General features: G+C 45.2%; 24 protein-coding genes. 1 reads left to right on the forward strand and 23 read right to left on the reverse strand.

Annotated features, from left to right (window positions below; all coding sequences use genetic code 11):
- Window positions 1–13 precede the first annotated feature (13 nt).
- From kdpF to kduI, 10 genes are all read right to left on the reverse strand, one after another.
- Entirely contained in the window at window positions 14–94 is an 81-nt protein-coding gene (gene kdpF, locus ABTV53_RS24000; RefSeq protein ID WP_433754336.1) for a K(+)-transporting ATPase subunit F, read from the reverse strand.
- Window positions 91–198: a signal peptide protein gene (locus ABTV53_RS24005; protein ID WP_433747247.1), complete on the reverse strand. Its 108-nt coding sequence runs from the start codon at window positions 196–198 to the stop codon at window positions 91–93. The genes kdpF and ABTV53_RS24005 overlap by 4 nt, the downstream gene beginning before the upstream one ends.
- A gap of 172 nt (window positions 199–370) precedes the next feature.
- A complete protein-coding gene (locus ABTV53_RS24010; protein WP_433747250.1) occupies window positions 371–1,078 on the reverse strand; it encodes a response regulator in 708 nt (235 codons plus the stop codon).
- On the reverse strand, window positions 1,071–3,758 hold the full coding sequence (locus ABTV53_RS24015) for a DUF4118 domain-containing protein (RefSeq protein WP_433747252.1): 2,688 nt from the start codon (window positions 3,756–3,758) through the stop codon (window positions 1,071–1,073). Before ABTV53_RS24015 ends, ABTV53_RS24010 begins: the two co-directional genes overlap by 8 nt.
- Window positions 3,759–4,003: 245 nt before the next feature.
- Window positions 4,004–5,362 carry a TrkH family potassium uptake protein gene (locus ABTV53_RS24020; RefSeq protein ID WP_433747255.1) on the reverse strand — a complete coding sequence of 453 codons (1,359 nt, stop codon included), beginning with the start codon at window positions 5,360–5,362 and terminating at the stop codon, window positions 4,004–4,006.
- A 210-nt stretch (window positions 5,363–5,572) separates the two neighbouring features.
- On the reverse strand, window positions 5,573–6,880 hold the full coding sequence (locus ABTV53_RS24025) for a homocysteine synthase (protein ID WP_433747258.1): 1,308 nt from the start codon (window positions 6,878–6,880) through the stop codon (window positions 5,573–5,575).
- Between the two features lie 238 nt (window positions 6,881–7,118).
- The gene (locus tag ABTV53_RS24030) at window positions 7,119–7,964 is read right to left on the reverse strand and encodes a sugar phosphate isomerase/epimerase family protein (protein WP_433747261.1); all 846 of its coding nucleotides are present in this window, start codon (window positions 7,962–7,964) and stop codon (window positions 7,119–7,121) included.
- A 37-nt stretch (window positions 7,965–8,001) separates the two neighbouring features.
- Window positions 8,002–8,754 (reverse strand): 2-dehydro-3-deoxy-D-gluconate 5-dehydrogenase KduD, encoded by a 753-nt coding sequence (kduD, locus tag ABTV53_RS24035; RefSeq protein ID WP_062836432.1) that lies wholly within the window; start codon window positions 8,752–8,754, stop codon window positions 8,002–8,004.
- A gap of 77 nt (window positions 8,755–8,831) precedes the next feature.
- On the reverse strand, window positions 8,832–9,590 hold the full coding sequence (locus ABTV53_RS24040) for a DeoR/GlpR family DNA-binding transcription regulator (RefSeq protein WP_433747264.1): 759 nt from the start codon (window positions 9,588–9,590) through the stop codon (window positions 8,832–8,834).
- Window positions 9,591–9,681: 91 nt separating this feature from the next.
- Window positions 9,682–10,521, reverse strand: coding sequence for a 5-dehydro-4-deoxy-D-glucuronate isomerase (gene kduI / locus ABTV53_RS24045; protein WP_036606918.1), 840 nt, complete (start codon window positions 10,519–10,521; stop codon window positions 9,682–9,684).
- A 197-nt stretch (window positions 10,522–10,718) separates the two neighbouring features.
- Here kduI and ABTV53_RS24050 point away from each other — a divergent pair, with 197 nt between their 5' ends.
- On the forward strand, window positions 10,719–11,612 hold the full coding sequence (locus tag ABTV53_RS24050) for a MaoC/PaaZ C-terminal domain-containing protein (RefSeq protein ID WP_433747268.1): 894 nt from the start codon (window positions 10,719–10,721) through the stop codon (window positions 11,610–11,612).
- Here the strand turns inward: ABTV53_RS24050 and ABTV53_RS24055 are convergent.
- From ABTV53_RS24055 to ABTV53_RS24115, 13 genes are all read right to left on the reverse strand, one after another.
- Window positions 11,609–12,778 (reverse strand): acyl-CoA dehydrogenase family protein, encoded by a 1,170-nt coding sequence (locus tag ABTV53_RS24055; RefSeq protein WP_091019278.1) that lies wholly within the window; start codon window positions 12,776–12,778, stop codon window positions 11,609–11,611. The two genes, ABTV53_RS24050 and ABTV53_RS24055, sit on opposite strands and share 4 nt — an antisense overlap.
- Window positions 12,779–12,832: 54 nt before the next feature.
- A complete protein-coding gene (locus tag ABTV53_RS24060; protein ID WP_433747271.1) occupies window positions 12,833–13,969 on the reverse strand; it encodes a glycosyltransferase family 2 protein in 1,137 nt (378 codons plus the stop codon).
- Complete coding sequence (locus tag ABTV53_RS24065) at window positions 13,959–15,191, reverse strand: sugar efflux transporter (protein WP_433747273.1); 1,233 nt, start codon at window positions 15,189–15,191, stop codon at window positions 13,959–13,961. Before ABTV53_RS24065 ends, ABTV53_RS24060 begins: the two co-directional genes overlap by 11 nt.
- Before the next feature lie 18 nt (window positions 15,192–15,209).
- The gene (locus tag ABTV53_RS24070; RefSeq protein ID WP_433747276.1) at window positions 15,210–16,418 is read right to left on the reverse strand and encodes a glycosyltransferase; all 1,209 of its coding nucleotides are present in this window, start codon (window positions 16,416–16,418) and stop codon (window positions 15,210–15,212) included.
- A gap of 40 nt (window positions 16,419–16,458) precedes the next feature.
- Window positions 16,459–17,313, reverse strand: a complete 855-nt coding sequence (locus ABTV53_RS24075) for an SDR family NAD(P)-dependent oxidoreductase (protein ID WP_433747279.1) — start codon at window positions 17,311–17,313, stop codon at window positions 16,459–16,461.
- 15 nt (window positions 17,314–17,328) lie between these two features.
- Window positions 17,329–18,507: a thiolase family protein gene (locus tag ABTV53_RS24080; RefSeq protein WP_433747282.1), complete on the reverse strand. Its 1,179-nt coding sequence runs from the start codon at window positions 18,505–18,507 to the stop codon at window positions 17,329–17,331.
- Complete coding sequence (locus ABTV53_RS24085; protein ID WP_433747285.1) at window positions 18,504–20,009, reverse strand: AMP-binding protein; 1,506 nt, start codon at window positions 20,007–20,009, stop codon at window positions 18,504–18,506. Before ABTV53_RS24085 ends, ABTV53_RS24080 begins: the two co-directional genes overlap by 4 nt.
- On the reverse strand, window positions 20,006–21,670 hold the full coding sequence (locus ABTV53_RS24090; protein WP_433747288.1) for an adenine deaminase C-terminal domain-containing protein: 1,665 nt from the start codon (window positions 21,668–21,670) through the stop codon (window positions 20,006–20,008). The genes ABTV53_RS24085 and ABTV53_RS24090 overlap by 4 nt, the downstream gene beginning before the upstream one ends.
- An 83-nt stretch (window positions 21,671–21,753) precedes the next feature.
- A complete protein-coding gene (locus ABTV53_RS24095; protein ID WP_433747290.1) occupies window positions 21,754–22,557 on the reverse strand; it encodes an energy-coupling factor transporter transmembrane component T family protein in 804 nt (267 codons plus the stop codon).
- Between the two features lie 2 nt (window positions 22,558–22,559).
- Window positions 22,560–23,423, reverse strand: coding sequence for an energy-coupling factor transporter ATPase (locus ABTV53_RS24100; protein WP_433747292.1), 864 nt, complete (start codon window positions 23,421–23,423; stop codon window positions 22,560–22,562).
- Window positions 23,408–24,217, reverse strand: coding sequence for an energy-coupling factor transporter ATPase (locus ABTV53_RS24105; RefSeq protein ID WP_433747295.1), 810 nt, complete (start codon window positions 24,215–24,217; stop codon window positions 23,408–23,410). Before ABTV53_RS24105 ends, ABTV53_RS24100 begins: the two co-directional genes overlap by 16 nt.
- Before the next feature lie 77 nt (window positions 24,218–24,294).
- Window positions 24,295–24,867, reverse strand: a complete 573-nt coding sequence (locus tag ABTV53_RS24110; RefSeq protein ID WP_433747297.1) for a biotin transporter BioY — start codon at window positions 24,865–24,867, stop codon at window positions 24,295–24,297.
- Between the two features lie 71 nt (window positions 24,868–24,938).
- On the reverse strand, window positions 24,939–25,922 hold the full coding sequence (locus ABTV53_RS24115; RefSeq protein ID WP_433747300.1) for a zinc-dependent alcohol dehydrogenase family protein: 984 nt from the start codon (window positions 25,920–25,922) through the stop codon (window positions 24,939–24,941).
- Window positions 25,923–26,146: the final 224 nt, after the last annotated feature.

Below are 26,146 nucleotides of genomic sequence, written 5' to 3' on the forward strand. Positions count from 1 at the left end.
CCTAAAATCTTCCCTAATATTTTTCCGGATTAATAAGCGCGTAGATTAAATACACCATAAGTGCAACTACAATTACCGCAAGCATCCATATCATCCCTGGTCACTTCCCTTATTAATTGTTAAGGAAGCCCACTGCCCGAGTCCGATCATCAATGCGGCAAGTGTGATTAAAATAGCGATTAAATACACATCTAACATTTCTACAAACCCCCTTCAATGTTCGATTTCAGCGTAACATTTCTATCATTAGTTTAGGATTAGGGTTTTTATAAAGACGTAAAGATCACCTTAAGATATAAATGATTTTACCTGGAAAACAAATAAACCATGCTCAAAAGAGCATGGTCAGTCATCCTGATCATTTAAAGTTTCAGCTATCCTCACCCACCTGTAACATACGGTAACCGACTCCAATATGCGTTTGAATAAACTTTAGCGGTGATGTTGTTTTCTCAATTTTCTTTCTCAGCGTCGCCATAAACACACGCAAAGCAGGAATATCATAACTATGGCTACCCCAGATTTCTTGTATGATATAATTATGAGTCAATACCTTACCTACATTTTTCGCTAATAAACAAAGAAGTTTATATTCACTTGGCGTCAGGTGAACCTCTGTATCACTAATCCATACACATCCCGCTGCGTAATCGATCCTCAAACTGCCATTGATAAAGCTGGATGCGTCCTTCAAAAGTCTGTCATTGTCATACCGAATTCGTCTTAAGCTGACCCGGAGTCTGGCCAGAAGTTCTTCCACACTGAAAGGCTTTGTCAAATAATCGTCTGCTCCGGCATCGAGTGCGTCGATTTTGTCTCGATCCTCACTTCGTGCGCTGACCACAATGATCGGCATATTCGACCAAGCCCGAAGCTTCTTAATAATATCCACTCCATCCATATCCGGTAATCCCAAGTCGAGAATCATTAGATCCGGCTGTCTGGATACCGCCTCCAGAATGGAAGCTTGTCCTGTTTCGGCTGTATGATATTTATAACCTTGTGTCTCAAGAGTAGTCGTAATCAGTTTACGGATGGGTTTGTCGTCTTCTACGACAAGAATCAAAGGTTTATTCATACACATTCACCTCCTCAGCTTTCAGAGTAAAGTAAAAAACAGTCCCTTGAGGGACAGCATTTTCAACTCCAATGGTTCCCCCATGAGCACTTATAATTGATTTGCACAATGAAAGTCCCAGTCCTAATCCGCGGCGATGATCTCCATGAATGTTATCTACCGTATAAAACATTTCAAACAGTCTGGCCTTGGCTTCTTCTGGAATCCCCGGGCCGTCATCGGAAATTTCAACAACGATGCTTTGTCTCTCGCGTCTTGCAGAAATCTTGATATGAGAACCATCTTGGGTATATTTGATGGCATTATCAACAATATTGATCAAAACTTGAACAATAAGCCGAGAGTCCATCCTGGCCATCATCAATTCGTCCTCTAATTCTGTTTGAATGATATGTCTCTCACTGTTGCGATTCACGTGCAGCAAGGCTTCCGAAATCACTTCTTCTATTAATTCTGCCTGAAAATTCAGATTCAGTGTACCATTTTCGATTCGACTAATCGAAAGCAAATTTTCCACCAAATTGATCAGCCACATGGAATCATCATATATATCCGTATACAGACCTCTTTTCAGTTCCTCGTTCAATACTGTAGAGTTCTTTAGAAGAATTCCAGCGTTACCTGAAATACTTGTAAGAGGGGTGCGTAAATCATGGGAAATGGATCGAAGCAGATTAGCCCTAAGTTGCTCCTGCTGAATTTGTATGGAGATTTGTTTCTGTTTTTCGTTCAGTTTTTCTTTCTCCAACGCTAATGCACACTCTCCCAACATTGCAATCATCAAGCTCTTTTCAAAAACTTCCAAAGGTTCTTCATGCTCCATAACAATAGCAGCTACAGCAAAAACCTGCTCCCCTCCACGTACCGCATGATACAGGCATTTCGCACTAGAAAACGTATCGGTGGTGGCTCCTGCACGCTTGTTGTTCTTAAGCACCCACTCAGCAACAGTACGTTCGTTGCCCCCCGTGTAGTTCCCTTGATCAGACGCAGGTTCTTTCTTCGGAAAAACCTGCGGCGTTGACAACCCATCTACCTCGACGGAATAAAAAATGACCGTTCTGTCCAGCAACTTCACCATTTGATGTGCCATTTCATTAATGATCGCCGAGGAGTCTTTGGCCTGCTGCAATTTCCTGCTTGTTTCCAGAAGCACCTCGGTACGATAGGCTTTTTGAGCGGATTGCCGAGCCTGCTCTCTTACCTGCATAGTCAGAGTACTCGTAATGAATGAAGCCGCCAGCATGACCAAAAAGGTAACCGGATAACCTGAATCATACACTTTCAGAGAAAAATAAGGTTCGGTAAAGAAATAATTAAATACAAGCACGCTCATGACTGAGAAAAGGGTGCTGTACCATCTCCCCTTGGTCACAATGGCGTGCAACAAAACACCCAGAATGTACACGGTAATAATATTCGCTTCTCGAAAGTTCAGATCCTTAAACCACAAGCCAATGATTGTACATATCCCCAAAATAACAACGGTTCGGGTGAGATCAGCAAGCGATAGCTTTGGGTATTTGGCGTAAATAGGTTTATAAATAAAAGACTGTGTATATGGAATAATGTAAATTTCTGTATTGGGGAGCAAGGCGGTCAACTTATCAACCACATTAACGTTTGCCAATCTTCTCTTTTTGTAAGGAGAACGCCCCAGAACAACTTTAGATACACGACTTGTTTTGACGTATTCAGCAATCTGTCCTGCAATATCATCTCCATACATGGTTGCGATTTGGGCACCCATTTGCTCTGCAAGTCTTATATTCTCTCTTAACTCTGTTCTATTTTTTTGAGTCAATTCTTTAGTTTCTGGTGTTTCCACAAAAATCGCCGTGAAATACCCATGAAAAGCAGCTGCCATTCTCGCAGCCGTTCGAATCACTTTTTTATTGGAAGCAGCGGAAGACAAGCAGACTACGATATGTTCTTTTGAATCATATTCATTTTTTTTCGCTTGTGAACTGATTTGTATTGCAATTCGATTCAACTGGCTCGCTGTAATACGCAAAGCGATTCCTCTTAGAGCTGTCAGCTTCTCCTTGGTGAACAAATCCACTTGTGCATTTTCCATTTCATGATATATTTTTCCTTTATTCAAACGATCTATCAAATCATCTGGTTCAATATCCACAAATTCCACTTGATCGGCACTATGAAACAGGCTATCTGGTATCCGTTCATCAACAGGAACACCAGTAATAGAGTAGACAATATCAGCCAGGCTTTCGATCTGCTGCACATTCATCGTCGCATATACATGAATTCCTGCGCGAAGAAGCTCCTCCACATCCTGATATCTTTTTTTGTGACGACATTCCGCCATGTTCGCATGGGCCAGATCGTCCAATAAAATAAGTTCAGGGCTTCTCTGGAGCGCATAATCCAGATCAAATTCTTGGATAAATGATTCTCCACCTGAAATCTCCATATGGGGAAGAACCTCAAGTCCTTCTAACATCGCAGCAGTATCCGGTCGGTCATGATCTTCAATACATCCGCCTACGACATCCATGCCCTCTTTTTGCTCCTTACGAGCGTCAGTGAGCATGGCACAGGTCTTTCCGGCTCCAGGTGCATATCCAATGAAAATTTTCAGTTTCCCTCTTCTTTTCCCTACAGACGAGCCCATCATTTGTTCAAGTATGGACGCAGCATCGTTTTTTTGGATTGACATTCTGTGCCCACCTTCTGTTGTATTCTCTCAAGTTCAATTATATCATGGGCAAAATCAGTACCGTATTACGAAAACGACTGAAAGCATTAAGATCGCATTAAGATCGGGTTATTTTAGTTCAACTCATATCGATCCATAAAAATACTCTGTCACATACATGACAGAGTATTTTAATAAAGCTATATAGAGTTTTATTCACAAATCCTAATAATGCTCAATTAACATTTGTGTTAGCTCAAGATATATTATCCAATGAGTAACTTATCCTCTGGATAACGATGTTTTTGTTTAACGGTTTTCTGTGCCAAAGCGAATGCAAGGGTTAGTGGCCCCAATCTGCCTATATACATCGTAACAATGATAATCAACTTCCCTGCTGTTGAAAGTTCTGGCGTAACTCCCATAGACATACCTACTGTGCCGAATGCAGATGTTGCTTCGAAGAGTAGCACCAAAAAATTAGTATGATGGGAATATTCTGTAATGGTAAGAAGGAATGTAGAAAGTAAAACAACACTCGCAGAAATGGTCAATACAGCAAGTGCCCTGAAAATAATCTGTTGAGGGATTCGCTTATTTAATAGCTGTACATCTTCTTTCCCTCTAACCGTCGCCATGATACTTAATAACAGTACAGCAAAGGTACTTGTCTTAATCCCCCCTCCTGTTGAACCGGAAGAAGCACCAACAAACATCAATAAAATCATGAAAAACAGGGAAGCAGGCAGCATCATACTGATGTCGATGGAATTAAATCCGGCGGTTCGTGTAACTACACCCTGAAAATATCCAGCCCAAATTCTTTCACTCCAAGAGAGTGCACCGAATGTTTGGGTATTAAAAAGTTCAATCGTGAATGTCACCAGAAAGCCTGCAAGGCATAAGATACCCGAAGTTAACAAAACGACTTTCGTGTGAAAGCTAAGGTCTTTCCACCTTCTTTTACGATACAAATCCAGAATTACAGTGAATCCGATCCCGCCGATGATAAACAAAAAGGATATCACGATATTAACTAATGGGTCCCCTACATAACGGCTTAAGCTATCTGACCATAACGAAAATCCTGCATTATTAAACGCAGAAATGGAATGGAATACTCCATAATATATAGCCCTGGCTACTCCCAAATCTCCTGCCCACCGAATAGCTAATATAGCTGCTCCAAGAGTTTCAACAATCAAAGCAATGAGGAAGATATTCAGTGATAAACGGACAACGCCTTGCGTAGTAACAGCGTTTGAAGATTGTTGAATAAGAAGGCGCTCCTTTAATCCAATTTTTTTCCCCAAGATCACGGCTATTAACACACCAAAAGTCATAAATCCCAATCCGCCAATTTGAATCAAAAGCAGAATTATCATCTGTCCAAAGTGCGAAAAGTCGGTACCCGTATCAAGGACTACAAGCCCTGTTACGGATACTGCGGAAGTTGAAGTGAAAAGGGCATTTAACCAGCCTACACTAACCCCGGTTGCAGAGGACACAGGCAGTGAAAGTAGAACAGCACCTAGTAATATGGGGATAGCAAAGCCTAACAAAATTATTCTTGAAGAAGTCAAACTGAGTTTTTGGGTAAATAGTAATTTCTTTTTAGATAACATATCATAGGCTCCTGTTGTTGCTAATTTTATAACAGCGTCATCTTTTGAGTCAGTCTCCTAATTCCCTTTGTCTAAAAAACGTAAAAAGAGTCCGCTGTTGGCAGACTCCTCCGGGTAAACAGGTATACAATTACCGTCATTATATAACTCAAGGTTGAAACTGTAAAGAGAATGTCTCAGCAAGAACAGGCTGCCCAAAGAATTAGAAAATCAAACCCCTACGCTGGATTGCTGACTCGCTTTGATGGCTTGCTCCAGATCATAGATAATGTCTTGAATGTTCTCGGTGCCCACAGACAGACGAATCAACTCCGGATTAACCCCTGCGGCAGTTTGTTCATCTTCGGTCAACTGCGCGTGAGTTGTACTTGCCGGGTGAATGATCAGTGACTTGGAATCGCCGACGTTCGCAAGGTGAGAGAACAGTTTGACACTTTCAATCAATTTGCGACCCGCTTCCGCACCACCTTTGATTCCAAAGGTCAGAATGGCACCCTGCCCTCTTGGCAGATACTTCTGGGCAATCTCGTAAGAACCGTGGCTCGGCAGACCTGCATAACTTACCCAAGACACATCCTCATGTTTCTCAAGGAATTCAGCAACCGCAAGAGCATTGCTACTATGACGCTCTACCCGCAAATGTAATGTCTCCAGTCCTTGCAGCAACAACCAGGAGTTAAATGGAGAGATTGTTGCACCCAAGTCACGTAAAAGTTGTACACGAGCTTTGATAATATAAGCAATCGGTCCAACCGCTTCCGTATATACAACACCATTATAACTGGCGTCCGGCTCCGTCAATCCAGGGAACTTGCCACTTGCTTTCCAGTCAAATTTTCCGCTATCCACGATAACGCCACCAATGGATGTACCATGACCCCCAATAAATTTCGTTGCAGAGTGAACGACAATATCTGCTCCATGTTCGATTGGACGAAGCAGGTACGGACTTGGGAACGTATTATCCACGATCAAAGGAATTCCATGTTCATGAGCGATTGCTGCCACCGCTTCAATATCCAGAACATTCCCCTTCGGATTACCGATCGTTTCGGCATACAATGCTTTCGTTTTCTCCGTAATCGCTGCCCGGAAATTCTCAGGATCACTGGAATCCACAAATTTCACGTCTATACCCAATTTCGGCAAAGTCGTCGAGAACAGATTGTATGTACCTCCATACAAACTCGCCGAAGACACGATCTCATCACCTGCACCAGCAATATTCAGAAGTGAAAACGTAATGGCTGCTTGACCAGAAGCTGTAGCCAGCGCGCCAGCTCCGCCTTCCAACGCCGCAATCCGTTGCTCGAACACGTCGGTTGTTGGATTCATCAGACGAGTATAGATGTTGCCAAACTCTTTCAAACCAAACAGGTTAGCTGCATGCTCGGTATCCTTGAATCCATAGGATGTTGTCTGATATAAAGGAACTGCTCGTGCGTTGGTGGTTGGATCAATCTCCTGACCTGCATGAATTGCCAATGTTTCAAATGAAAGCTCACGTTCGTTTGACATAAATCTGAATCCTCCCTCGATATATACGTTCTTTAAGTTCTAATGTCTTCTCATGATGGCATATGTTTTCCATATTCTCTCACAAGATGTCGCATTTGAAAAGACTTATTTCCGATTGTTCCGATAAGAAAAATTAAATATGTACATTATTGATTTCTGTACCAAAAAAAACCTTTGCCCTCGCAAAGGTTTTTCAGCTACTCTGGCTTCGGTATGCCATACCTCATCCAGGGTTTAGTTAGACCCGAACTGCATTCCATACTTCACGCAAATGTTCGGCCGCAGGGACAGCTTCCTCTGCAGTTACACCTTCAAGTGAAATATTGATATGCGGCTTGTACGTTTTTAACAATTCAAAAAATAACGGATAATTCAGTATGCCTGCACCAGGCACAGGATTGAACTTTTCTCCCTGTGCATCGAAGGCTACGTCCTTGGCATGAATTACAATCATGCGCTGATACAGCGATTCCATCACCTCGCGCAAGAAAGCCCCCTGATCTGCTGCATGTGGATATTTGATCAGATTACACGGGTCGAACAGCATCCCCAGATTGGATGAAGGGATCTCTTCAAACAAACGGGTCATATGTTCATGAGTATGAAGGGTATGTGTGGACACAGGCTCAATTGCCGCATGCACGCCCCACTTCTCCGCTTCCTCAGTCAACTCCTCCACCGTTTCTTTCAGCACACTCCAAGCCTTTTCTTCATATCCATCCGGATGTGTACCCTGATAGGTGTCCAAGCTTCCGGTCTCCGTTGCTACCATACTGCAACCAAAATCCCGGGCATAACGCAGATGCTCCTTGAATCGATCAATGTCCGCCCGCCGGCTTATGGGATCAGGGTCAATCGGATTAATATAACAGCCCAGTACCGCAATCTTCACCCCGCGCTGTGCAAATTGATCTCCAATCTCATTCGCCAACCCGGGGCTCAGCTTGCCATTCGATGAGTCCACATCGGATAATGCTTTGGCAAGCGCCAGCTGTACGGAATTGAATCCGTTATCCGCAATCGTCTGCGCAAGCTGTGCTGTAGGCTGTTTACCAAATGTATGTGCCAGAATACCAAGTTTCATCTCACTGCCTCCTTATGCTAATCCGATGATCAAGCGATTAACGTGCCATCCAGCCGCCATCGACATTCAGCACATGACCATTCAGATAATCCGAAGCGGCAGATGCCAGAAAGACAACCGGGCCTTTCAGATCTTCAGGTGTTCCCCAGCGCCCCGCAGGAATACGGGCTGTAATATCCCGGTAACGATTCTCGTCCGCACGGATCTGGGTAGTATTATCCGTTTCCATATAACCGGGTGCGATACCGTTAATCTGGATTCCTTTCCCTGCCCATTCATTGGCGAGTGCTTTGGTTAAACCCGCAACACCATGTTTACTGGCTGTATAACCAGGTACATTAATTCCACCTTGATAGGATAACATGGATGCAATATTAATGATCTTGCCACTTCCGCGTTCAATCATATGTCTGCCAGCCAATTGGCTCAGGAAAAATACCGTGTTCAGGTTGAGACCAATTACATCGTGCCAGTCCTGTCCTGCATGATCAGCCGCAGGTGTGCGGCGAATGATTCCGGCATTATTGACGAGAATGTCAATTCTGCCCTGGAATGCAAGCGCCTGTTCGAACACAGCCGACAACTCATCTTCACGACTTAAATCCGCTTCAATCACATAAGCTTTGCGTCCGAGTGCTTCAATCGCACTTGCCGTTTCCGCAGGTTTGGAATAAGAGACCAGCACCACATCAGCACCTGCTTCTGCCAAGCCAATGGCCATCCCTTGTCCAAGTCCTCCCGAGGTACCTGTCACCAGTGCAACTTGTCCGCTTAAATCAAATGGGTTCATGAATGATTCCTCCGCATGGTTTGATGTGCAAACAATAGCTCCTAACGTTTCTTTAATCCCGTGAATGATACATGAGGTTAACTTTGATAATCCACTGTGACACCGCTCTGCTCGTATAAGGCAGCTGTCTCTTTATCCAGACGACCGTCACTGATAATGTAGTCCAGTTCCGAACACTTGGCGAAAGTTCGCAGTGCAAATTGTCCGAATTTATAATGATCCACAACGCCGTATACCTGCTGCGAGGCAGATATCATTGCTTTTTTCAAAGGAACCAGATCTCCCGTGTATATGGATAATCCAAATTCCGGATGAAGGGCTGTCGTGGATATAAAGGCTTTATGAATGTTAAGACCGGAGATAAAGGCAGCTGTATCATCCCCCACCAGCATATTCCGTACACGAGCCCCGCCAGGCACAACCAGTCGCACTTGCTCCTTCTTGGTCAACTCCGCAATAATGAACAAGTCATTGGTCACGACCGTCAGTGGCTGATTATCGAGACGTTTGGCCATCTCCAGCGTAGTGCTGCCACCATCAAGAGCAACGATATCTCCAGGTCGAATGTAAGCCAGGGCACGTTCAGCAATCTCCGTTTTCTCCGAATGATGCTTCTCGGTAATTCCGCGGCTATTCAAGATGCCATACTGGTCATTCTGAGCCAGCATAGCACCACCATGGACACGTACGAGCAATCCCATACTCTCCAACTTGTCGAGATCCTCTCGCACTGTTTTCCCAGTCACTTGCAGTAACTCACTCAGATCACTGACGGTTACTTCCTGGCGCTCCAGCAGAGCCTCCATGATTTTTTCATGTCTTTTCAATGGATTCATCCTAATCAACTTCCTATACTACCTGAGTTAAATAAATAAGAATAAGTTCAAGTGTCTACTCTGTCAAATTAACTCAGACATCTGTAATTTATTATTTCAGGTCTTTCATCGCTACGCCGTCCATATCTTCGAACGTCTGGTTCTCACCAGCCATCGCCCAACAGAAGGTGTAGTTGCTTGTGCCCACACCACTGTGAATGGACCAGCTTGGGGAAATGATCGCCTGACGATCACGTACAACCAGATGCCGCGTTTCATTCGGCTCACCCATCATGTGGAATACAACGCCGTCTTCAGGCAAGTTCCAGTACAAGTATACTTCGGAACGGCGGTTATGGGTATGTGCAGGCATGGTGTTCCACATGTTACCCTTGTCAAGTTCCGTAATACCCATCACCAGCTGACAGCTTTGAATTCCACCTTCACCTTGGTGAATGTAACGATAGATTGTACGCTCATTGGAAGTTTCGATACTGCCCAGATGATTCGGCTGAGCTTGTTCTTGCGTTGCTTTTACTGTTGGATAGGTATGGTGAGCCGGTGTGGATACGAAATAGAATTGGGCAGGTTGAGCCTTGTCACTGCTCGTGAACACAACTTCCTTCACACCTCTGCCGATGTAGAGACATTCCTTCGCTCCAATCTCATAACCTTGTCCATCCGCCGTTACTGTTCCGTGACCACCTACATTAATGATACCGATTTCACGACGTTCCAGGAAAAAGTTCGTTCCGATATCTTTCAGGTTCACTTCAAGGGTAATGTCCTTGCTCTCAGGTACAGCCGTTCCCACAATATAACGATCCACATGAGAATATACCGTTACCAATTCATCGGTTGCAAACAGTTGCTCCATCAAAAATTCCTCACGCAGGCGAGATGTATCATACGTTTTCACTTCATTGGGATGTGCAGCATAACGATTTTCCATTATTCATCCATTCCTTTCGTCATTTAAATTAGTTGGGATTGAGTTTGAACATGTTCATATAAGTTCATTTTAGTTCATTATGTATCTTTTGTGTACCTTTATTTTAAAAAAAAGAATATTCTGCGATAAAACATTTATGATTCTAACTGTCTTCGCTATAATACAAAACATGGTCAGTCAAAGGAGAGATGCAAGCTATGGATTACCAAACGTGGATCGGAGTATCTACTCCTCCCAAGAAAATGGTTATTACCACAGATCAGATTGTCCAGTTCACGCAAGGCTTTCCAGAACAATTTCGTCCCGACGCAAGATCCATTCCTCTCACCTTTCCGATGATATGGTGGCAACAGACACACTTACCCTGGATGGACATACCTGAAAAAATTATGATTCATGGCCAACAATCTTTTACATACGAACGTAAATTGAAGTATGATGCAGCTTTGTTTTACCGGATTGAACTTGCAAACGTACGTAAAACAACTGGATCTCTGGGGAACATCCATCTGCTTGATTGTACAATGAAGGTTACGGACGTCATGAAACAACCCGTACTCGTTGCTAACACCACATTAATACTTCTGGACTCTCCAGCGTTGCAGCCTTCGTACTCCGAACTCGAGCCTGTGTATCCGCAATATCCTTCGGAGATTTATTATCATTGGGATGGGAAACACCGTCCCTCATCTGGTGAGCTCCTGTTCGACGCTTGTCTTGGAACCATAACCAGCGCTATGCTCATGGACTATGCAGCCGCATCGAGTGATAACAACGCAATTCACCTGGACGTTGTCAAAGCACATGAAGCAGGTGCACCTCGCCGAATTGCACAAGGTATGCTTATCGGTGGCATGATTGGAAACCGACTACAAATGCTGGAGTTGGATAACTGGATTCTATACGATATAAAATACCGATTTCGCTCACCTGTAATGGAAGGGGACGTCGTCCGTGTCCTCGTAAGTGTCATTGACACGGATAACCTCTCCCATCTGGAATGCAGTATCACAGTCTATGTTGAACATCGAGCGGGTGTTCCGTCTGACTTGCTGGCCTATGAAGGATCCGTTCGTTACATGGCCCGTTAATCCCACTCTCCGATTCGGACATGACCCTTGAGTAGATTGCGGGAAATAATCATGCGTTGAATCTCGTCTGTGCCCTCGAAGATTCTCCATACTCGCATTTCCCGATACCAACGCTCGATCGGCAAGTCCTTCGAATATCCGATTCCGCCAAAAATCTGAAGGACCCGATCCACAATATCGTTTGCTCTACCTGCACCGTACAACTTGGACATCGTCGCATGATGTCTTGCATCCAGTCCCTGATCCACCCTCCAAGCGGTATATAATACCAGCCATTTCAGAGCCTCCAGCTCAACCGCAGAGTCGGCAATCATCCATTGGATGCTCTGCCGACTTGCCAATTGCTCTCCAAATGTCGACCGCTCTTTAACATAGTCAATGGCCATATGGATCAGTCTGCCAGACGCACCCACAGCAATAGCCGGAATCACCCAACGCCCTCGACTGATCCACTGCATTGCTGTTGTTAATCCCTGCCCCTCTTCACCGAGCACATTTCCGTTTGGCACGAACACTTGGTTAAACGTAAGTACAGAAGGACTTTTATCCCCCCCCATCGTAGGAATCGGCTCTGACGTCCATCCCATGTCCCGGTCCACCAGAAAGCAAGTGATCCCTTTGCCAGGCTCAGCCTGGACATCAGTCACTGCAAAAACAATCGCAAAATCCGCCTCGTTTCCGTTTGTGATAAATACTTTCTCCCCATTGAGTACCCATCCATCCGCCACACGTTCAGCCCTCATCTGAATTCGACTTGCATCGGAACCTGCCGAACGCTCTGTTATCGCAAAACAGGACTGCCTCTCACCCGCAATAACGGGAAGCAAATACTTGCTCTGCTGTGCCTTGCTGCAAAGGTACAGGATATTGTCCGCTTCCCCTCCAAAGACAAACGGAATACACGTGCGTCCTAGCTCCATTTTCAGGAGTGCACTAGTGACCGTTCCAAGATTTGCTCCCCCATACTCTTCTGGTGTCTCAATACCCCATAGGCCCTGTGTTTTCGCCTTTTGTTGAAGCTCTCTAATCTGTCTAAGTTCGATCCCGGGTCTTCCCTCACGCTCGTTACGCAATAATTCAGGTTCCAACGGAATCAGTAGCTCGTCCACAAAATGGCGTGCGGCGGATTGAATCTGCTTCTGTTGCTCTGTCAATTCAAAATTCATGTCAACCTCCCGTATAAAATGTCATCAATTGCGGCCACAACAGCTGATCCATGATCACTTGAAAATTTCATGTTTCACAATTCCCCTTACTGCATACTGATGATACAAGTCGATTAACTGATCTTCCGAAGGATGCTTGTAATACAAAACATCACATTTTTCGTTAATACATTGGCACAAGATATCCAGGTCCGATGATGGTGTCTTATCTATAACCAACACTTCTCTATGGGCAGCTTCTGCCGAAATGGTCTGGCTCAGTTCCGGGCCCTCGGCATAGATAACCATGATACTGACAGGTAATCGATCCCCCTCGTAACCCTGATGTGCTCTAACAACCTTCTCAAAACGAATATAACAATCCCACCATGATTTTCTAATCTCTGGATCAAAAAATTCCTTTAAGATGTTTTGCGCCTGTACTTCAAACATCGGATGACATTCGAGAAAATAATCCAGATTCGTTTTCCAACCATCATAACGATTCTCATCAAACTCGGAAGGGTGAAAGATATGGAAGGTTAACGCTTTTTTGTTCAATACAAACGTTCCCCCAGCCTGTTGCAGACGATAGCCAAGCTCACTGTCTTCCAACCCCCACCCCTTGAACCCTTCGTCAAACATACCCGATCCGATCAGTATTTCTCGGTTTACCGAGAAATTGCAGCTGAAAGACAGATGCCACGCTGTGCGGAATGCGCTTCCATTTTCCGAAAAACGTTCCATGAGATGAAATCGTTCATCTGCTTCTGATGATGTAATAGCAGCATGCACCCATCCCGGATTTAACGATGTTATATCGATGCTCTCTTCACCCAAATATCTTCGAAACCCTATGACAATTTTCCCCTCGGCCAGCTTGTGTACTCTCAAATGCTCATAGATAAAGTCCGGTCCGGCGAGTTGATCTCCGTCAAGGAACACGATCACATCTCCATTCGCGATAGTAACCCCCTTGTTTCGTGCCGCTGCCCGACTTGATTGCTCCGTAGAAGGAATGTAATGATATCGTATAGGAAAATCATACCTAAGCCCGCCGATCATCTCTCCCGTGCCGTCTATAGACCCGTTATCGATAACAACAACTTCATATTGATCGCCTTCACACAAACGCTGTCGTGATAAGGAAGACAAACAGGCCTGAATCACTTCTTTCTGATTATGCGATAGAATAATTACACTAGCTTTCATACGTATCTCCTCCCACATGCCGGACTACCTTTTTATTTACGCTTGGCACCAATAATAATACAAATCCCAGGAAGGCAAGTGCTGCCGAACAGGCAATCACTATTTTAAAACCAAAATAATTTCCGACTGCTCCGGCCAGTAATCCACCACCCATGGAACCAATAATGTTTGCATTGTTGTACAGCGTTGTGGCTGTGCCTGTCATTTTAGGAACCAAATCCTGAAAAAAAGTCATTCCAACTCCAAGTACAATCGCGATAAAAATGGCACTGAATATCTGGATAGCTATAATCTGCCATCCTGCTTGGGTAAACCAAAATAGTGAAAAGTAGGCGACTCCAAACAATCCCGCGCATTTCATAACTGTGATACTACCAAACCTTTTGGCCAGTATTCCCAAAATAATCATGGTGGGGACCTGCAAGGCTGCGTTGACTCCCGAGATCATGCCAACGTCCAACTTCCCTCCTTGCAACTCTTGCGTAACATATAAAGGAGTTACAATGGCCCCCATCGTATTAGCCAACTCAAATGCCATAAAAGCAAGTAATGAAAATACAATCTGCGGCGCCATCAGCAGGCGCTTGAAACTGCGTACCGAGTCAGATGATAATTCCGTTCCGCCCCCCGGTTCCCGACTCTCGTGTGCTCGAATCATCAATACAAATACGGCGACGAGCAGGTACATCAACGAAACAACCAGAAACAGGCCTGTGTACGAGAACTGGTAGATTATAAAAGACGCCATTACAGGACCAAGAATCCAGGCCAGAGACACCAGCGCTCTCAATACAGCCATAACAACGGTGACATCTTCACTCGCCTCCCTCTCGACCACTTCTCTCGCAAGAGCAAATAATTGCGGAAAGGCCGAGAATGACAAGGCCATGAAAGTACAGGAAACCAGCATTAACACAATATAACTGTCCGTATTTGCATAGAATACATAACCTACAGAGGCAGATACACATGATCCAACAATGATCCACTTGCGCACAGGCCTTTTATCGGACAATCGACTAAAAAGCGTACTAATGATAATACCGCTTAACGATCCACACGCCATAAAGATCCCTAATGATAAGGGGCTCATTCCTGCCCGTTCTACTCCGAATAATGGCATGAATGGTAGTGTTAATCCGTATCCCAAACCAATAAAAAAAATGCACACGGATAATAACAGTAAGGCCGGGCTTCTCAGGACAACCAAAAGACTTTTCAACAGAACCTTGCCCCCTCTTTACAACAACCGACGAATGAGTTCAGCTGCACGCTCGGCTCCTCCATACTGCGAAGCACAGACGTTTTCCTTCAGCGCCACAGCCTTATCCATGTCTCCATTAGTCATCATCGCGTTAACGGCCTCAGCTAGAGCAGATCCCGTAACCTCATCCGGGGAGATTACTCTGCCACCGCCAACGTCCTGCAACTGCTTGGCGTTAAACTCACGTTCTGCCCAGGTCGGAATGACCAACGACGGCGTGCCTGTTAAGATCGTTGTCATGCAACTTCCATGTCCGCCATGGTGAATCATAACATCGCTATGCTCGGCTGCCATAACTCCCGATACATATGAGGTGAAGTGTACATTAGGGGGAACATCCACGCTGTCCCCTTCCAATGGATTAAACCCAGTAGCAATCAAAAGCTCCGTCGAAGTGTTACCGAGTGCTCTAACGGCTTCCCTGAAAATATGACCCCCACTCTCCACACCCCATTCCACGAGACGACTTGTGTACACAAATACACGTGGCCTCCTGTCGTTGTCTGATTTCATCAACCAGTTCGCAGGCATTCCTGTAACATTCGCATCTCTCCATACCACGGGACCGATATATTCAATTGGAACAGGCAGCTTCCCGAGCTGTACCGGATCAAAATCCGGTATGCTCGGAAGAAGGGCAAGATTACCTGCCAGAAATGTGAGAATGTTGTCCGTTTCAGGCAGACCATGCTCAACCAACGCTCCGTTCAACACATTCGTGACATCCGGTATATCTCCATATGATCCATAATTCGTTGTAAAAGGAAGACCACCTGGAAGTGTGCTGGACTGATTTATAGAAACGAGAGGAATGTCCAGCTTAGAGGCAATGAACGCTGCGGGGACACTCGAATCAGAAATAACAAGGTCCGGTTTAAAACCGATGGTTACCCGCAGACGAGCTTCAAGCTCATCTCGCATGTAAACAGGGTCGGCGTACCCCATCATGGACAAAAAGTGATTCATATCCTTGAAGTTTGGATGGAATGCCTGTCCCTTAGGAGCAGGAATAACTGGAATCGGAATATAGGTAAAACCCATCTGTTCCATCGCAACCCCGGCATTTCCCCAGATTGTAAACGCCACCTCATGTCCCATCTCTCGTAACTTTAGCGCTATGGGAAGACAACGATTCACCCTCCCCATCCCGGCCATCATCCCAATAAAAATGCGTTTTTTCTTCAACAAAATTTCCTCCAACAATTCATATATTTCGGAAATAGTTCTACACTTTCACATAGGCTGACAACACTTGCTCAAAGAGTTCGCCTGCTTCCCAACCGTTCACCCTACTGGATTGGGTGGTAACTATACGGTGTTCTGGAGGGGACCACACACCGATTTTCCCACCATTAACAGAGAAGATCTGACCGGTAACCCTACGGCAACGCGGCAGACATAAGGAAAGCATCAATTCGGCCACATCTTCCGTTGAACCTACTTTCCAGTACTCGGGAAACGACTCCCCTTTCATATCGGCAGTCTGCTTCGCCCTTTCGATATAGGGCATTGTCATGTCAGTACGCGCTGCGGGAGCAACTGCATTCACACTAATGCCATAAGATTCAAGTTCCAGCGAAAGTGTCCACGTCATGCCTGTCAATCCGGCCTTGGCAGCACTGTAATTTAATTGTCCAACCATTCCGGTCAAACCCGCAACAGAGATCATATTAATAATGCTGCCTTCCCTTCGTTCCCTCATACCGGGCAGAGCGGACCGAATACAGGCAAAGGCTCCCTTAAGATGCGAATCCAATACAAGATCCCACTCGGTTTCACTCATTTTATGCGCCATCTTATCGTGAACAACTCCGGCGTTATTCACCAGGATATCAATCTTGCCGAATTCGCGAAGACCCTCCGATATGATACGTTCTCCCCCGGCCATGCTTGCAACGGATTCAACGACTCCGATAGCGGTCCCACCCTGATCCCGAATCAACTGAACAACGTCCCATACCCCACCTTCTTGTACACCGTTGACAACTACCTTGGCTCCTTCTTGTGCCATACGTATTGCGGTTGCACGCCCAATACCGCGGCTGGAACCCGTAATGACTGCTACCTGTCCCTCTAACAAAACGGCTGTTTCCTCCTATTCGCACTTCTCCCACAATGATGCAAGCCCGATCCCGCCACCAATACCCAGTGTTGTGATTCCCCGAGCCCCCGTTGTATGCCTCATCTCGTTGAATAGGCGTGTAACGAGGATGGCTCCCGAAGCACCGAACGGGTGTCCAAGCGCCAGTGCCCCTCCTCCCACATTGACAATGTGAGTTGGAATATGCAGTTCTCTTAAAGAGGCCAGTACTTGTGAAGCGAACGCTTCATTGAATTCCACAAGATCAATGTCTTCCATTGCCAAGCGACTTCGGCTGAGTAACTTGGTAACGGCAGGAACCGGACCGATACCCAAGTAGTTCGGGTCAACCCCCACTGCCACACTGTCGATAAATTTCATTAAGGGTGTAAGTCCTAACGATAATGCTTTCCCCATTGACATGATTAAAACGATAGAGGCACCATCATTCAATGGACATGCATTACCAGCCGTCACTGTACCATCCGGTTCGAAAACTGGTGGCAATGCCGCAAGTTTCGCCAGTGTTGTATCCGCCCGAGGACATTCGTCTGTATGAATGATTCTAAGTTGCTTACCCTCCGGGATAGACAACGGAACGATTTCGTTGTCAAAACGCCCGCTTTGCATTGAAGCAATCGTTTTCCTATGACTGGAAAGCGCATATTCGTCCTGGTCCATTCGAGTCACACCGTACTTCTTAGCAACGTTGTTAGCCGCCTTCCCCATATCCGGATCTCCGATCCATTCCGGAGAGAATCTTGTGCGTGTAATCACTTGAGGTACTGCACTCCCGTATAGGGACAAGGGCTTCTCCAATCTCCAGGGTGCACGACTTGTGCTTTCGACACCACCAGCCAGATATGCTTCCCCGGCACCTGATTGAATCAGCCTCGCTGCTAAATGAATGGCTTCAAGACCAGATCCGCATTGACGATCAATCGTCACGCCAGGGACCTCTACTGGGAGTTTGGCTTGTAACGCGGATAACCTGGCGATGTTGCCTCCCCCGCCTACTGCATTTCCCAATAGAACATCATCAATGTCACCGGGAGGGATGGGAATTTCGTTTAAAATGGCCCGAATGACTTCTGCAGCCAGTATCTCCGGCGGTGTCTCCTTAAACATCCCCCCGTATTTGCCGATTGCAGTTCGCTTCGCGGAGAGAATAACAGGAATCAACATATTGTTCATATCTTTATTTTCAGTAACTCGTTCAGTTTTGTTCGCGAAATCTTTCCACTCGTTGTATAGGGGAAGGCATCCACCCGTATAATTTCCTTTGGACACTTGTAGGAAGCAAGCTTACGACGGCACAATGACACAATCTCATCATCACTAACCTTGCTACCCATTCTGAGCTTGATAAGTGCGGTCACCTTTTGCCCCCAGTATACATCGGGTACACCTACAACAATGACCTCCTCTATGCCATCCAATGTTAACAACAGTTTCTCGATTTCCTCCGGATATATATTAAGCCCTCCGCTAATAATCATGTTTTTCTTTCGACCAACTAGATATAAATAGCCTTCGGAATCTCGTGTTGCAAGGTCTCCCACAGTTGCCCATTCACCATGTACAACTTGGCTGGTTTCTTCATCGGAACCATAATATCCGGCAAAGATCATCGGGCTCTTCACAAACAATTGTCCTACTGTGCCTTCGGTTGCTTCCGTACTATCTGCTTCACGAATGGATACCTGTACACCGGCAAACGGTTTACCGATGGATTCAGGTTTATACCGATTCCCTTCCGGATCAAGTACTGTGACAAAGCTTAGCTCGGATGCACCATAAAATTCATACAAACCTGCATTTTCAAATACCTCTGTCACCTTCCGCTTTGATTCTGGCGACCATTTATCACCTGACGTAATGAGAGATCTGACGGATGGCAGCGCAGTAACTGAATCAGAAGCCATGAACGCTTTGTAGAGTGCTTCAAACATCGTAGGTACAAGATAAAGATGTGTAGCCGCATGTGTTGTTAACGTCTCCAATACGTATTCCGCTCGGAATTTTCTTGTTAGATGGAATGTCCCGCCAATATACAAAGTTTGAATGCACGCATATAACGTAAGTGAATAGACCAAAGAACCCGGCGCCAATACATGGTCTCCTGCATCATGCACGAATGTTTCACGCGCATATGCAAAGCTCTCGATCCATGAACGCTGAGAACGGAGATAGCCTTTCGGTCGTCCGGTCGTCCCAGAAGTATATCCCATGTAGAACAGGCTATCTTCAGATGAGGAACGCTGCGGTTCGGCTTCTTCCCTGCCAAGAGAACGTGGTTCACCTGTATCCACAATAATCACCCTTGTTGACGATGGAATATGAGGTATTCTGGCTTTGAACTCCATATCTACTACAAGCACACGAGGTTCACATTCATTAATAACCTCCGTCAGATTTGCATCGCTCCACTTGAGATCAAATACAGCAGCACACATTCCAATTTTGGTGGCTGCAAGAAAGTATTCGATCATCGCGGCACTATTGTTCATCAGCAGGCCGACAAGAGGAAGTTCATCGGCTTCGAAATCTTCCTCAGTAGCCAGAATTGTATTTGCTGCCAGCTTTATTCCATGGTATAGTTCGGCGTACGAAATCTGCCGGGCATCATCAAAGATGGCAGTTTTCTCTGGATTCTGAGAAGCATGTATGCGTATCGCATCAGCCAGTAACATCATTTCACCTTCCTTACTGTATTAACCAACGGGGTAGCCGGGAGCACTATCTTACCTGTTTTAACCAAGTACAACCCTTTATCCGATACACGAATATGCGGCAAATGTGAAGCTGTTAGAAATAAAAGAGAATACAGAGGATCACCAAATCGGTAACCGTGGACACGCATTTTCTCATTGAACTGATCCACACTAGCGCTGATGGATGCTACGCTCTCCAAGCTCATAGCTCCACTGAGAGGAAGAGGAATGTACAGTTGCTCCCCATCCACGAAATATACTAATATACCTTCCCCGCGAAGTTCCAACTCCTGGGACGCTTCACGCATGGCAGACAGAGATCGCCCAAGCAAAAGTGTATCGTTCGAAGCGTTGTACGTACTCGCCAATGCCTTGACCCCGGACGCAAAACCTTTGATTCGGGTGTTGATCACCCAACTTCCGTTAACATCCAGCAATGTCATCCAGTTCTCATCCATTTCCAATTCCGCTCGGGGATCAAAATGATAGGATTGGGTGATGACATCGTTCACCAGTTCAATGCCGGTGTCGGTTCGAGTTTCCATCTGGTCCAGCCTCAGGTTAACAATCGTACGACAAGACGAAAAAGCGGAGCGCAGCCAAGTGGTTATCCCTGTTTCATCTGGCTTCATCACTCGTTTCTGATTATGGACCACCCACTCACCACGTTGCAGGACATGCAGTGGCTCAGGTTCATTTATGGAGGTTAAGACGTTCAAACAAGCCAGTCTGCCTGGTGCAATCCCGCCTAAGTCTTCATCCAGACCGTAATATACTGCCGGATTTAAGGTAGCAAGACGATAAGCATCCGCTACAGATATTCCCGTTTCCAGACAAATCTTGATCATGCTGGCACAGCTCGTCTTCTCCACATCGTTCGGTGATGGGCCATCGCTGGTAAGCATCATTCGGTTCATATTGAACCGGGAATCACCTTTCATCTCTTTAAGGAGGTGTGGCAAATCAGGACGAATAGATGAGTATCGAAGAGAGGCGTATAGCCCCGCTTTTAATCGTCTAAGTACATCTTCGGCATGAAGAGCTTCGTGATCAGCTGTGATGCCCGCTGCAGCCATGGTACTTATTTTTTCATAAGATACGCCAGGCAAATGTCCCTCCGCCCTCATCCTATGGTGAGCCTTCGTAAGATAAAGTTGCTCTATCAATACTTCGTCGTTCGCCAGCAGTTTGGGCCATTCGGTCAGTTCCCCGCTCTGTATCACAAGGTTATGTTGCAGCCACTTTCCCATCGTCATTGGATCAGCTCGATCAGGACGGTCAATGTTACACCACCATAGAAACATATGGTGACTTGTCTCCTCCAGCTTCTCAATGAATGACAAAGCTTCCGTTCCTAGAAACGTTAACAAAGACAGATTATCATTAATGGACAAGACCGTACCCTTATGTAACAAAGCTTCTCCCCAAGTATAAGGATTGTACATTTGGCATGGGTGTGCATGAGGTTCAATATATCCTGGAACAACAACATGACCTTTCTCCAATTCAACAACCTGGGTCTGGTCTGAAGTGGGTAGTTCCTTCGCTCCAACGTAGGCAATACGACTTCCGGACAGATAGATATTCGCTTGTTCAACTTCACCTGTGTATACGTTCAAGTAAGATGCATGCCTAAACCACATTGTCGCAGGCTGATCACCTTTAGATACTGAAATGAGTCTGTGATATTCATGTAGATTTGTCGGGTAAATTCTCATAGCTTACCTCACTTTCGTAATGCCAACAAAAGTGCGAAACAAAAAATAGATATGATCAGCACTTGATAGTCGAGCTTTTTGAAAGCTAACATTCTCAGTTGCGTTCGATTCATGCCTGGGCTATATCCGCGTGCCTCAACGGCCAGTGAAGCGCTTTCGGCTTTCTGGAACGCTAACAGAAGGATAGGCACTACAATTGGGATAAAACTTTGCAGACGACGAATGATATTACCAGAATTAAAACGAACACCTCTTGCCCGCTGTGCCTTCATCACGTTGTCGGTTTCATTCAACAGGATTGGAATAAAGCGGATCGTCCACGAGATCATCAACGCAAATTCCTGTGTAGGAACGCCCAGCCGCTTGGCAGGCTTCAACAGATCTTCAATAGCCTGTGCGAGATCACCCAGCTTTGTCGTAAGCGTCAACAATGAAGCGATGACGAGAAGAAGAATGATGCGAATGGCTATATTACCTGCTTTAATGACACCTTCCTCGTAGATCGAGAATACTCCCGCTTCAAGCCATAACTGCCCCCCTTGAGTCAGAAAAATGTGAAACACAGATGTGACAATAACTATCAGCCAAACAGGTTTCAGTCCTCTAACAATATAGGTGAGTGGTATTTGAGATATAGTGACTACACACGCCACAAATACCACAGACAATACGTATGAAAGCCATGACTTCAACAGCATGACAGACAACATGAACAGGAATGCGATGACGAGCTTAGCTCTTGGATCAAGCCGGTGAATGATGGAGTTTCTGTGGACATACTGACCAATGATAAAGGATTGAGATAAGGACATAACTACAATTCCTTCCTCTGGAAAAAATCAGCAATATATGACAAAACCCATTCTTTCTTTACTGACTCCAGCTGCAATTCAGCGTTCAATTTTAAATTTATGGCTTCCACGAGCTGGAGCGCTTTAGGCAGCTTCAATCCCATATCTTTCAACTCATCTTGATATTCAGTGAACAATTGGAGCGGAGTCGTATGCCTTTGCACTTGACCACGTTCAAATATAATCACTTCTTCAGCGTACTCGGCAACAGTCTCCATATCGTGCGTCACCATAATGATCGTACTCCCCTGTTCCTGCTGCCAGGAACAAAAAAGTTCCATCAGCTGCTTTTTCCCTTCCGAATCCAACCCTACGGTTGGCTCGTCGAGAATGAGCACCTCCGGGTTCATCGCTAACACACTTGCAATTGCCACTCTCCTCTTCTCTCCTCCACTTAATTCAAACGGTGATCTACTGCAGAAAGATTCGTCCAAACCTACCATGTGTAATGCATTCAAGCATGTATTATGAACTTTTTCGGCCGACCAGCCTAAGTTCTTGGGACCAAAGGAAATGTCTTTTAATACCGTATCCTCGAATAATTGATGCTCCGGAAATTGGAATACAATACCGACTTTATCGTAGAGAACGTGTGTTTTCTTTCGATCGGTTGTCAATCGAAAATCCCCTATATCCACTGTTCCATTTGTAGGTTGCAGAAGCCCATTGAGCAGCTGTACAAAAGTTGACTTGCCTGATCCCGTTTTTCCCACAACAGCAAAGATACGATTATCGCCCATCGTGAGTGTAATGTTGCTCAATACGTTGTTCTCAAGTGGTGTTCCAACATGATACGAGAAGTCCACTTCTTTTAGTGTAATTTGCATAAGTCATCCACCAAATCTTCCAGAGTGAGTGCCGAAGAAGAGTGTATTCCCTTCCGGTTTAGTGCCTCTCTTGCCTCGATAATAAACGGAGCCGTTATCCCAGGAAAACGCCAGTATTCGCCTTGAAACAAGGCTTCGGGCGATCCATCATAACAAATGTCACCCTGATCAAGTACAATAACCCTCGATGATGCTGCAATCTCCTCTAAGTCATGCGTAATCGTTACAATCGTAATTCCTTGTTTATGCAACTCTCCCATCAGCAGTGCAATCTGATCTTTACCTTCCGGGTCGAGCATTGAGGTAGATTCATCAAAAACAATAACTTCTGGTCCCATAGCGAGAACTCCCGCAATAGCGATACGCTGTTTTTGTCCTCCTGATAACGAATATACATCGGAATTATAATAATCCAGCATCCCCACTTGCCTCAATGCCTCTGTTACATGACGCTCGATATCTTCTGTAGGGACACAAACGTTTTGCAGGCCGAAGGCGATATCTTCAAACACTGTAGATGCCACAATTTGATTCTCTGGATTTTGAAAAATCATTCCGATTCTCTGGCGTATGATACTTAAATCATTTTCATTGGATGTCACATAATCATTAAAAGTTACTTGACCTGTGGTTGGAAGGAGTAACCCGTTCATCAACCTAGCTATGGTGGATTTCCCTGCTCCATTCCTTCCAGCAAACGCCACGTATTCACCAGAACGAATATGAAGGTTAATATCGTTTAACATTGTTGCTCGGTTTGCATAACCAAACGTTACATTGGAAAAATGAATCACTGTAGTCCCTCCATCACTTGGCGCGATTTGCTTGTACAGAATTGCTTAGGAATGTGCAGTCTCTGAATATCATAATGTCAGACTCCCGGAGTCTGCCTCTTCGTATTCTGGATCATTGTAGGACTTACCTTGAGAATTCTAACAGCAATAAGTGAAGCAAGCACTGCTTTGAGCAGGTCACCTGGAATGAAAACAAGGTTGCCTATGATAGCCTGTGTAATAGGTACATCCGTTATAAAGGACAGGAATGGAATACCCACTGCATACACAACAAGAATTCCGCCCACGATGTTGCTCAGTAGAAAGTTCCAAAATTTAATGCCTGCGACGGATGCCCGTTGAACCAGCAACCCAATCACAAAAGCAGCAATCGGATAACTAAGAACATACCCGCCTGTAGGTCCAACCAGAACACCCAAGCCCCCTCTGCCACCGGACAACAATGGAGCTCCTAAACCGATCAAAACAACAAAGAGCAGGAGACTTACCCCTCCCAATCGGGCACCAAGGATACTGCCTGCCAACATCACGCCCAGCGTTTGGACTGTAATTGGCACAGGTATAAATGGTAGTGGAATCGGAGGTAACAGTCCAAGTACTGCAATAACGGCTGCCATAATCGCAGTAAACATCATATCTTTAATCTTCACAACAAGGCCCCCAATATGAATTAGTTGTTAATTACGATTCGTTATGTTGAGTTCTTTCCAAGTTTTATGTACTACTGTAATAAGAGAACTTTCCCCTCGACACCCGATTCAGCCGCTGCAATAGCCTGTTGCACATTCGTTAGTTCATACGTCGCCCCAATGTTTGCCATGACAAGCCTCCCTGCTCTGACCAGCTCCATCACCTCATGAAATACCTGTTCCCAGCGTTCTTGCGAACAGCGTTCCACCCAATGCTTTAACCAGAAAAGTTTCACATGAACTTGTGTTCCCCGGGTTACTTCATGCCATAACGGTGTGATCCTCGAAAGCAGTCCTACACTGATGACCGTACCATTTGGCTTCAGACAACTGACCAACTGTTCCCCATCTCTCCCTCCAATACAATCCACGGCTGCATCAGCACCGCACCCCTCTGTTAATTCCGCGATTCTATCCTGTAGCAACTCTTTCGTTGTATTGATAACAGAAACTGCTCCAAGACGATACAGTTCAGCAGTATGACGATCATCTCTCGTAAGCGCAATCAATTTAAATCCATTGATTTTTGAGATCTGTGCAAAGATTCGTCCGATTGCAGATCCCCCTGCATTCACAATCAGGGTATCACCGTACGTAAGCTTAAGCACTTCTGTACAGATCAACCAAGCCGTAACCGGATTAATATAGAGCTGACTGGCTGATTGATCATCGATATCATTCGGCATGATGATTGTATGTCGCTGCATGGTCTTCACGACGTCCTGCCAAGTATTCTCACCTTTTAGCGGCAAGACGCGGCGCCCCAACATTTGATTGGATACTCCCGGCCCTACTGCTTCTACTATCCCCACACCCTCGAACCCGGGAACAGCGGGTAATCGGGTTCGATGCGGGTAAGCTCCTCGAACAGGAATAATATCGGAGGGATTAATAGGCCGAGCATACATCCTCACTGCTAATTCACCGGGGCCAGGGGGTATCACATCTTTTTCTTCCATACATAACACTTCACTTGGTTCGCCAAAACGATAATAACGGATTACCCTAGCTTTCATTGGTACATCTCCTAAAATAATTTTGCTAAAATAGCTTTAACTAAAATATTGAATATATTTACAGAGTGTATAACAATAGTATCACTGGTAATTTATTTCATCAACGACTTATTATGATATAATCCAACTTTTTTTTCATTAAATTATGCGATAACTTTTGCTTAGAAAAAAAAGAGCCCCACAACCTTGAATTCCAAGGTCGTGAAGCTCTTTCATCCTATGAA

It is taken from the genome of Paenibacillus amylolyticus (assembly GCF_050990605.1).
Taxonomy (GTDB): Bacteria; Bacillota; Bacilli; order Paenibacillales; family Paenibacillaceae; genus Paenibacillus; species Paenibacillus amylolyticus_H.

What these genes read in the sequence shown, in the direction of transcription:
- ABTV53_RS24025 (WP_433747258.1), bottom strand. Translation starts at nt 6,880, where the DNA reads ATGTCAAACGAACGTGAGCTTTCATTTGAAACATTGGCAATTCATGCA.
- ABTV53_RS24100 (WP_433747292.1), bottom strand. Translation starts at nt 23,423, where the DNA reads ATGCAAATTACACTAAAAGAAGTGGACTTCTCGTATCATGTTGGAACA.
- kduD (WP_062836432.1), bottom strand. Translation starts at nt 8,754, where the DNA reads ATGAACCCATTTGATTTAAGCGGACAAGTTGCACTGGTGACAGGTACC.
- ABTV53_RS24090 (WP_433747288.1), bottom strand. Translation starts at nt 21,670, where the DNA reads ATGTGGTTTAGGCATGCATCTTACTTGAACGTATACACAGGTGAAGTT.
- kdpF (WP_433754336.1), bottom strand. Translation starts at nt 94, where the DNA reads ATGATATGGATGCTTGCGGTAATTGTAGTTGCACTTATGGTGTATTTA.
- ABTV53_RS24040 (WP_433747264.1), bottom strand. Translation starts at nt 9,590, where the DNA reads ATGAATCCATTGAAAAGACATGAAAAAATCATGGAGGCTCTGCTGGAG.
- ABTV53_RS24085 (WP_433747285.1), bottom strand. Translation starts at nt 20,009, where the DNA reads ATGATGTTACTGGCTGATGCGATACGCATACATGCTTCTCAGAATCCA.
- ABTV53_RS24020 (WP_433747255.1), bottom strand. Translation starts at nt 5,362, where the DNA reads ATGTTATCTAAAAAGAAATTACTATTTACCCAAAAACTCAGTTTGACT.
- ABTV53_RS24080 (WP_433747282.1), bottom strand. Translation starts at nt 18,507, where the DNA reads ATGAACAATATGTTGATTCCTGTTATTCTCTCCGCGAAGCGAACTGCA.
- kduI (WP_036606918.1), bottom strand. Translation starts at nt 10,521, where the DNA reads ATGGAAAATCGTTATGCTGCACATCCCAATGAAGTGAAAACGTATGAT.
- ABTV53_RS24015 (WP_433747252.1), bottom strand. Translation starts at nt 3,758, where the DNA reads ATGTCAATCCAAAAAAACGATGCTGCGTCCATACTTGAACAAATGATG.
- ABTV53_RS24005 (WP_433747247.1), bottom strand. Translation starts at nt 198, where the DNA reads ATGTTAGATGTGTATTTAATCGCTATTTTAATCACACTTGCCGCATTG.
- ABTV53_RS24010 (WP_433747250.1), bottom strand. Translation starts at nt 1,078, where the DNA reads ATGAATAAACCTTTGATTCTTGTCGTAGAAGACGACAAACCCATCCGT.
- ABTV53_RS24095 (WP_433747290.1), bottom strand. Translation starts at nt 22,557, where the DNA reads ATGTCCTTATCTCAATCCTTTATCATTGGTCAGTATGTCCACAGAAAC.
- ABTV53_RS24115 (WP_433747300.1), bottom strand. Translation starts at nt 25,922, where the DNA reads ATGAAAGCTAGGGTAATCCGTTATTATCGTTTTGGCGAACCAAGTGAA.
- ABTV53_RS24030 (WP_433747261.1), bottom strand. Translation starts at nt 7,964, where the DNA reads ATGAAACTTGGTATTCTGGCACATACATTTGGTAAACAGCCTACAGCA.
- ABTV53_RS24055 (WP_091019278.1), bottom strand. Translation starts at nt 12,778, where the DNA reads ATGAATTTTGAATTGACAGAGCAACAGAAGCAGATTCAATCCGCCGCA.
- ABTV53_RS24050 (WP_433747268.1), top strand. Translation starts at nt 10,719, where the DNA reads ATGGATTACCAAACGTGGATCGGAGTATCTACTCCTCCCAAGAAAATG.
- ABTV53_RS24060 (WP_433747271.1), bottom strand. Translation starts at nt 13,969, where the DNA reads ATGAAAGCTAGTGTAATTATTCTATCGCATAATCAGAAAGAAGTGATT.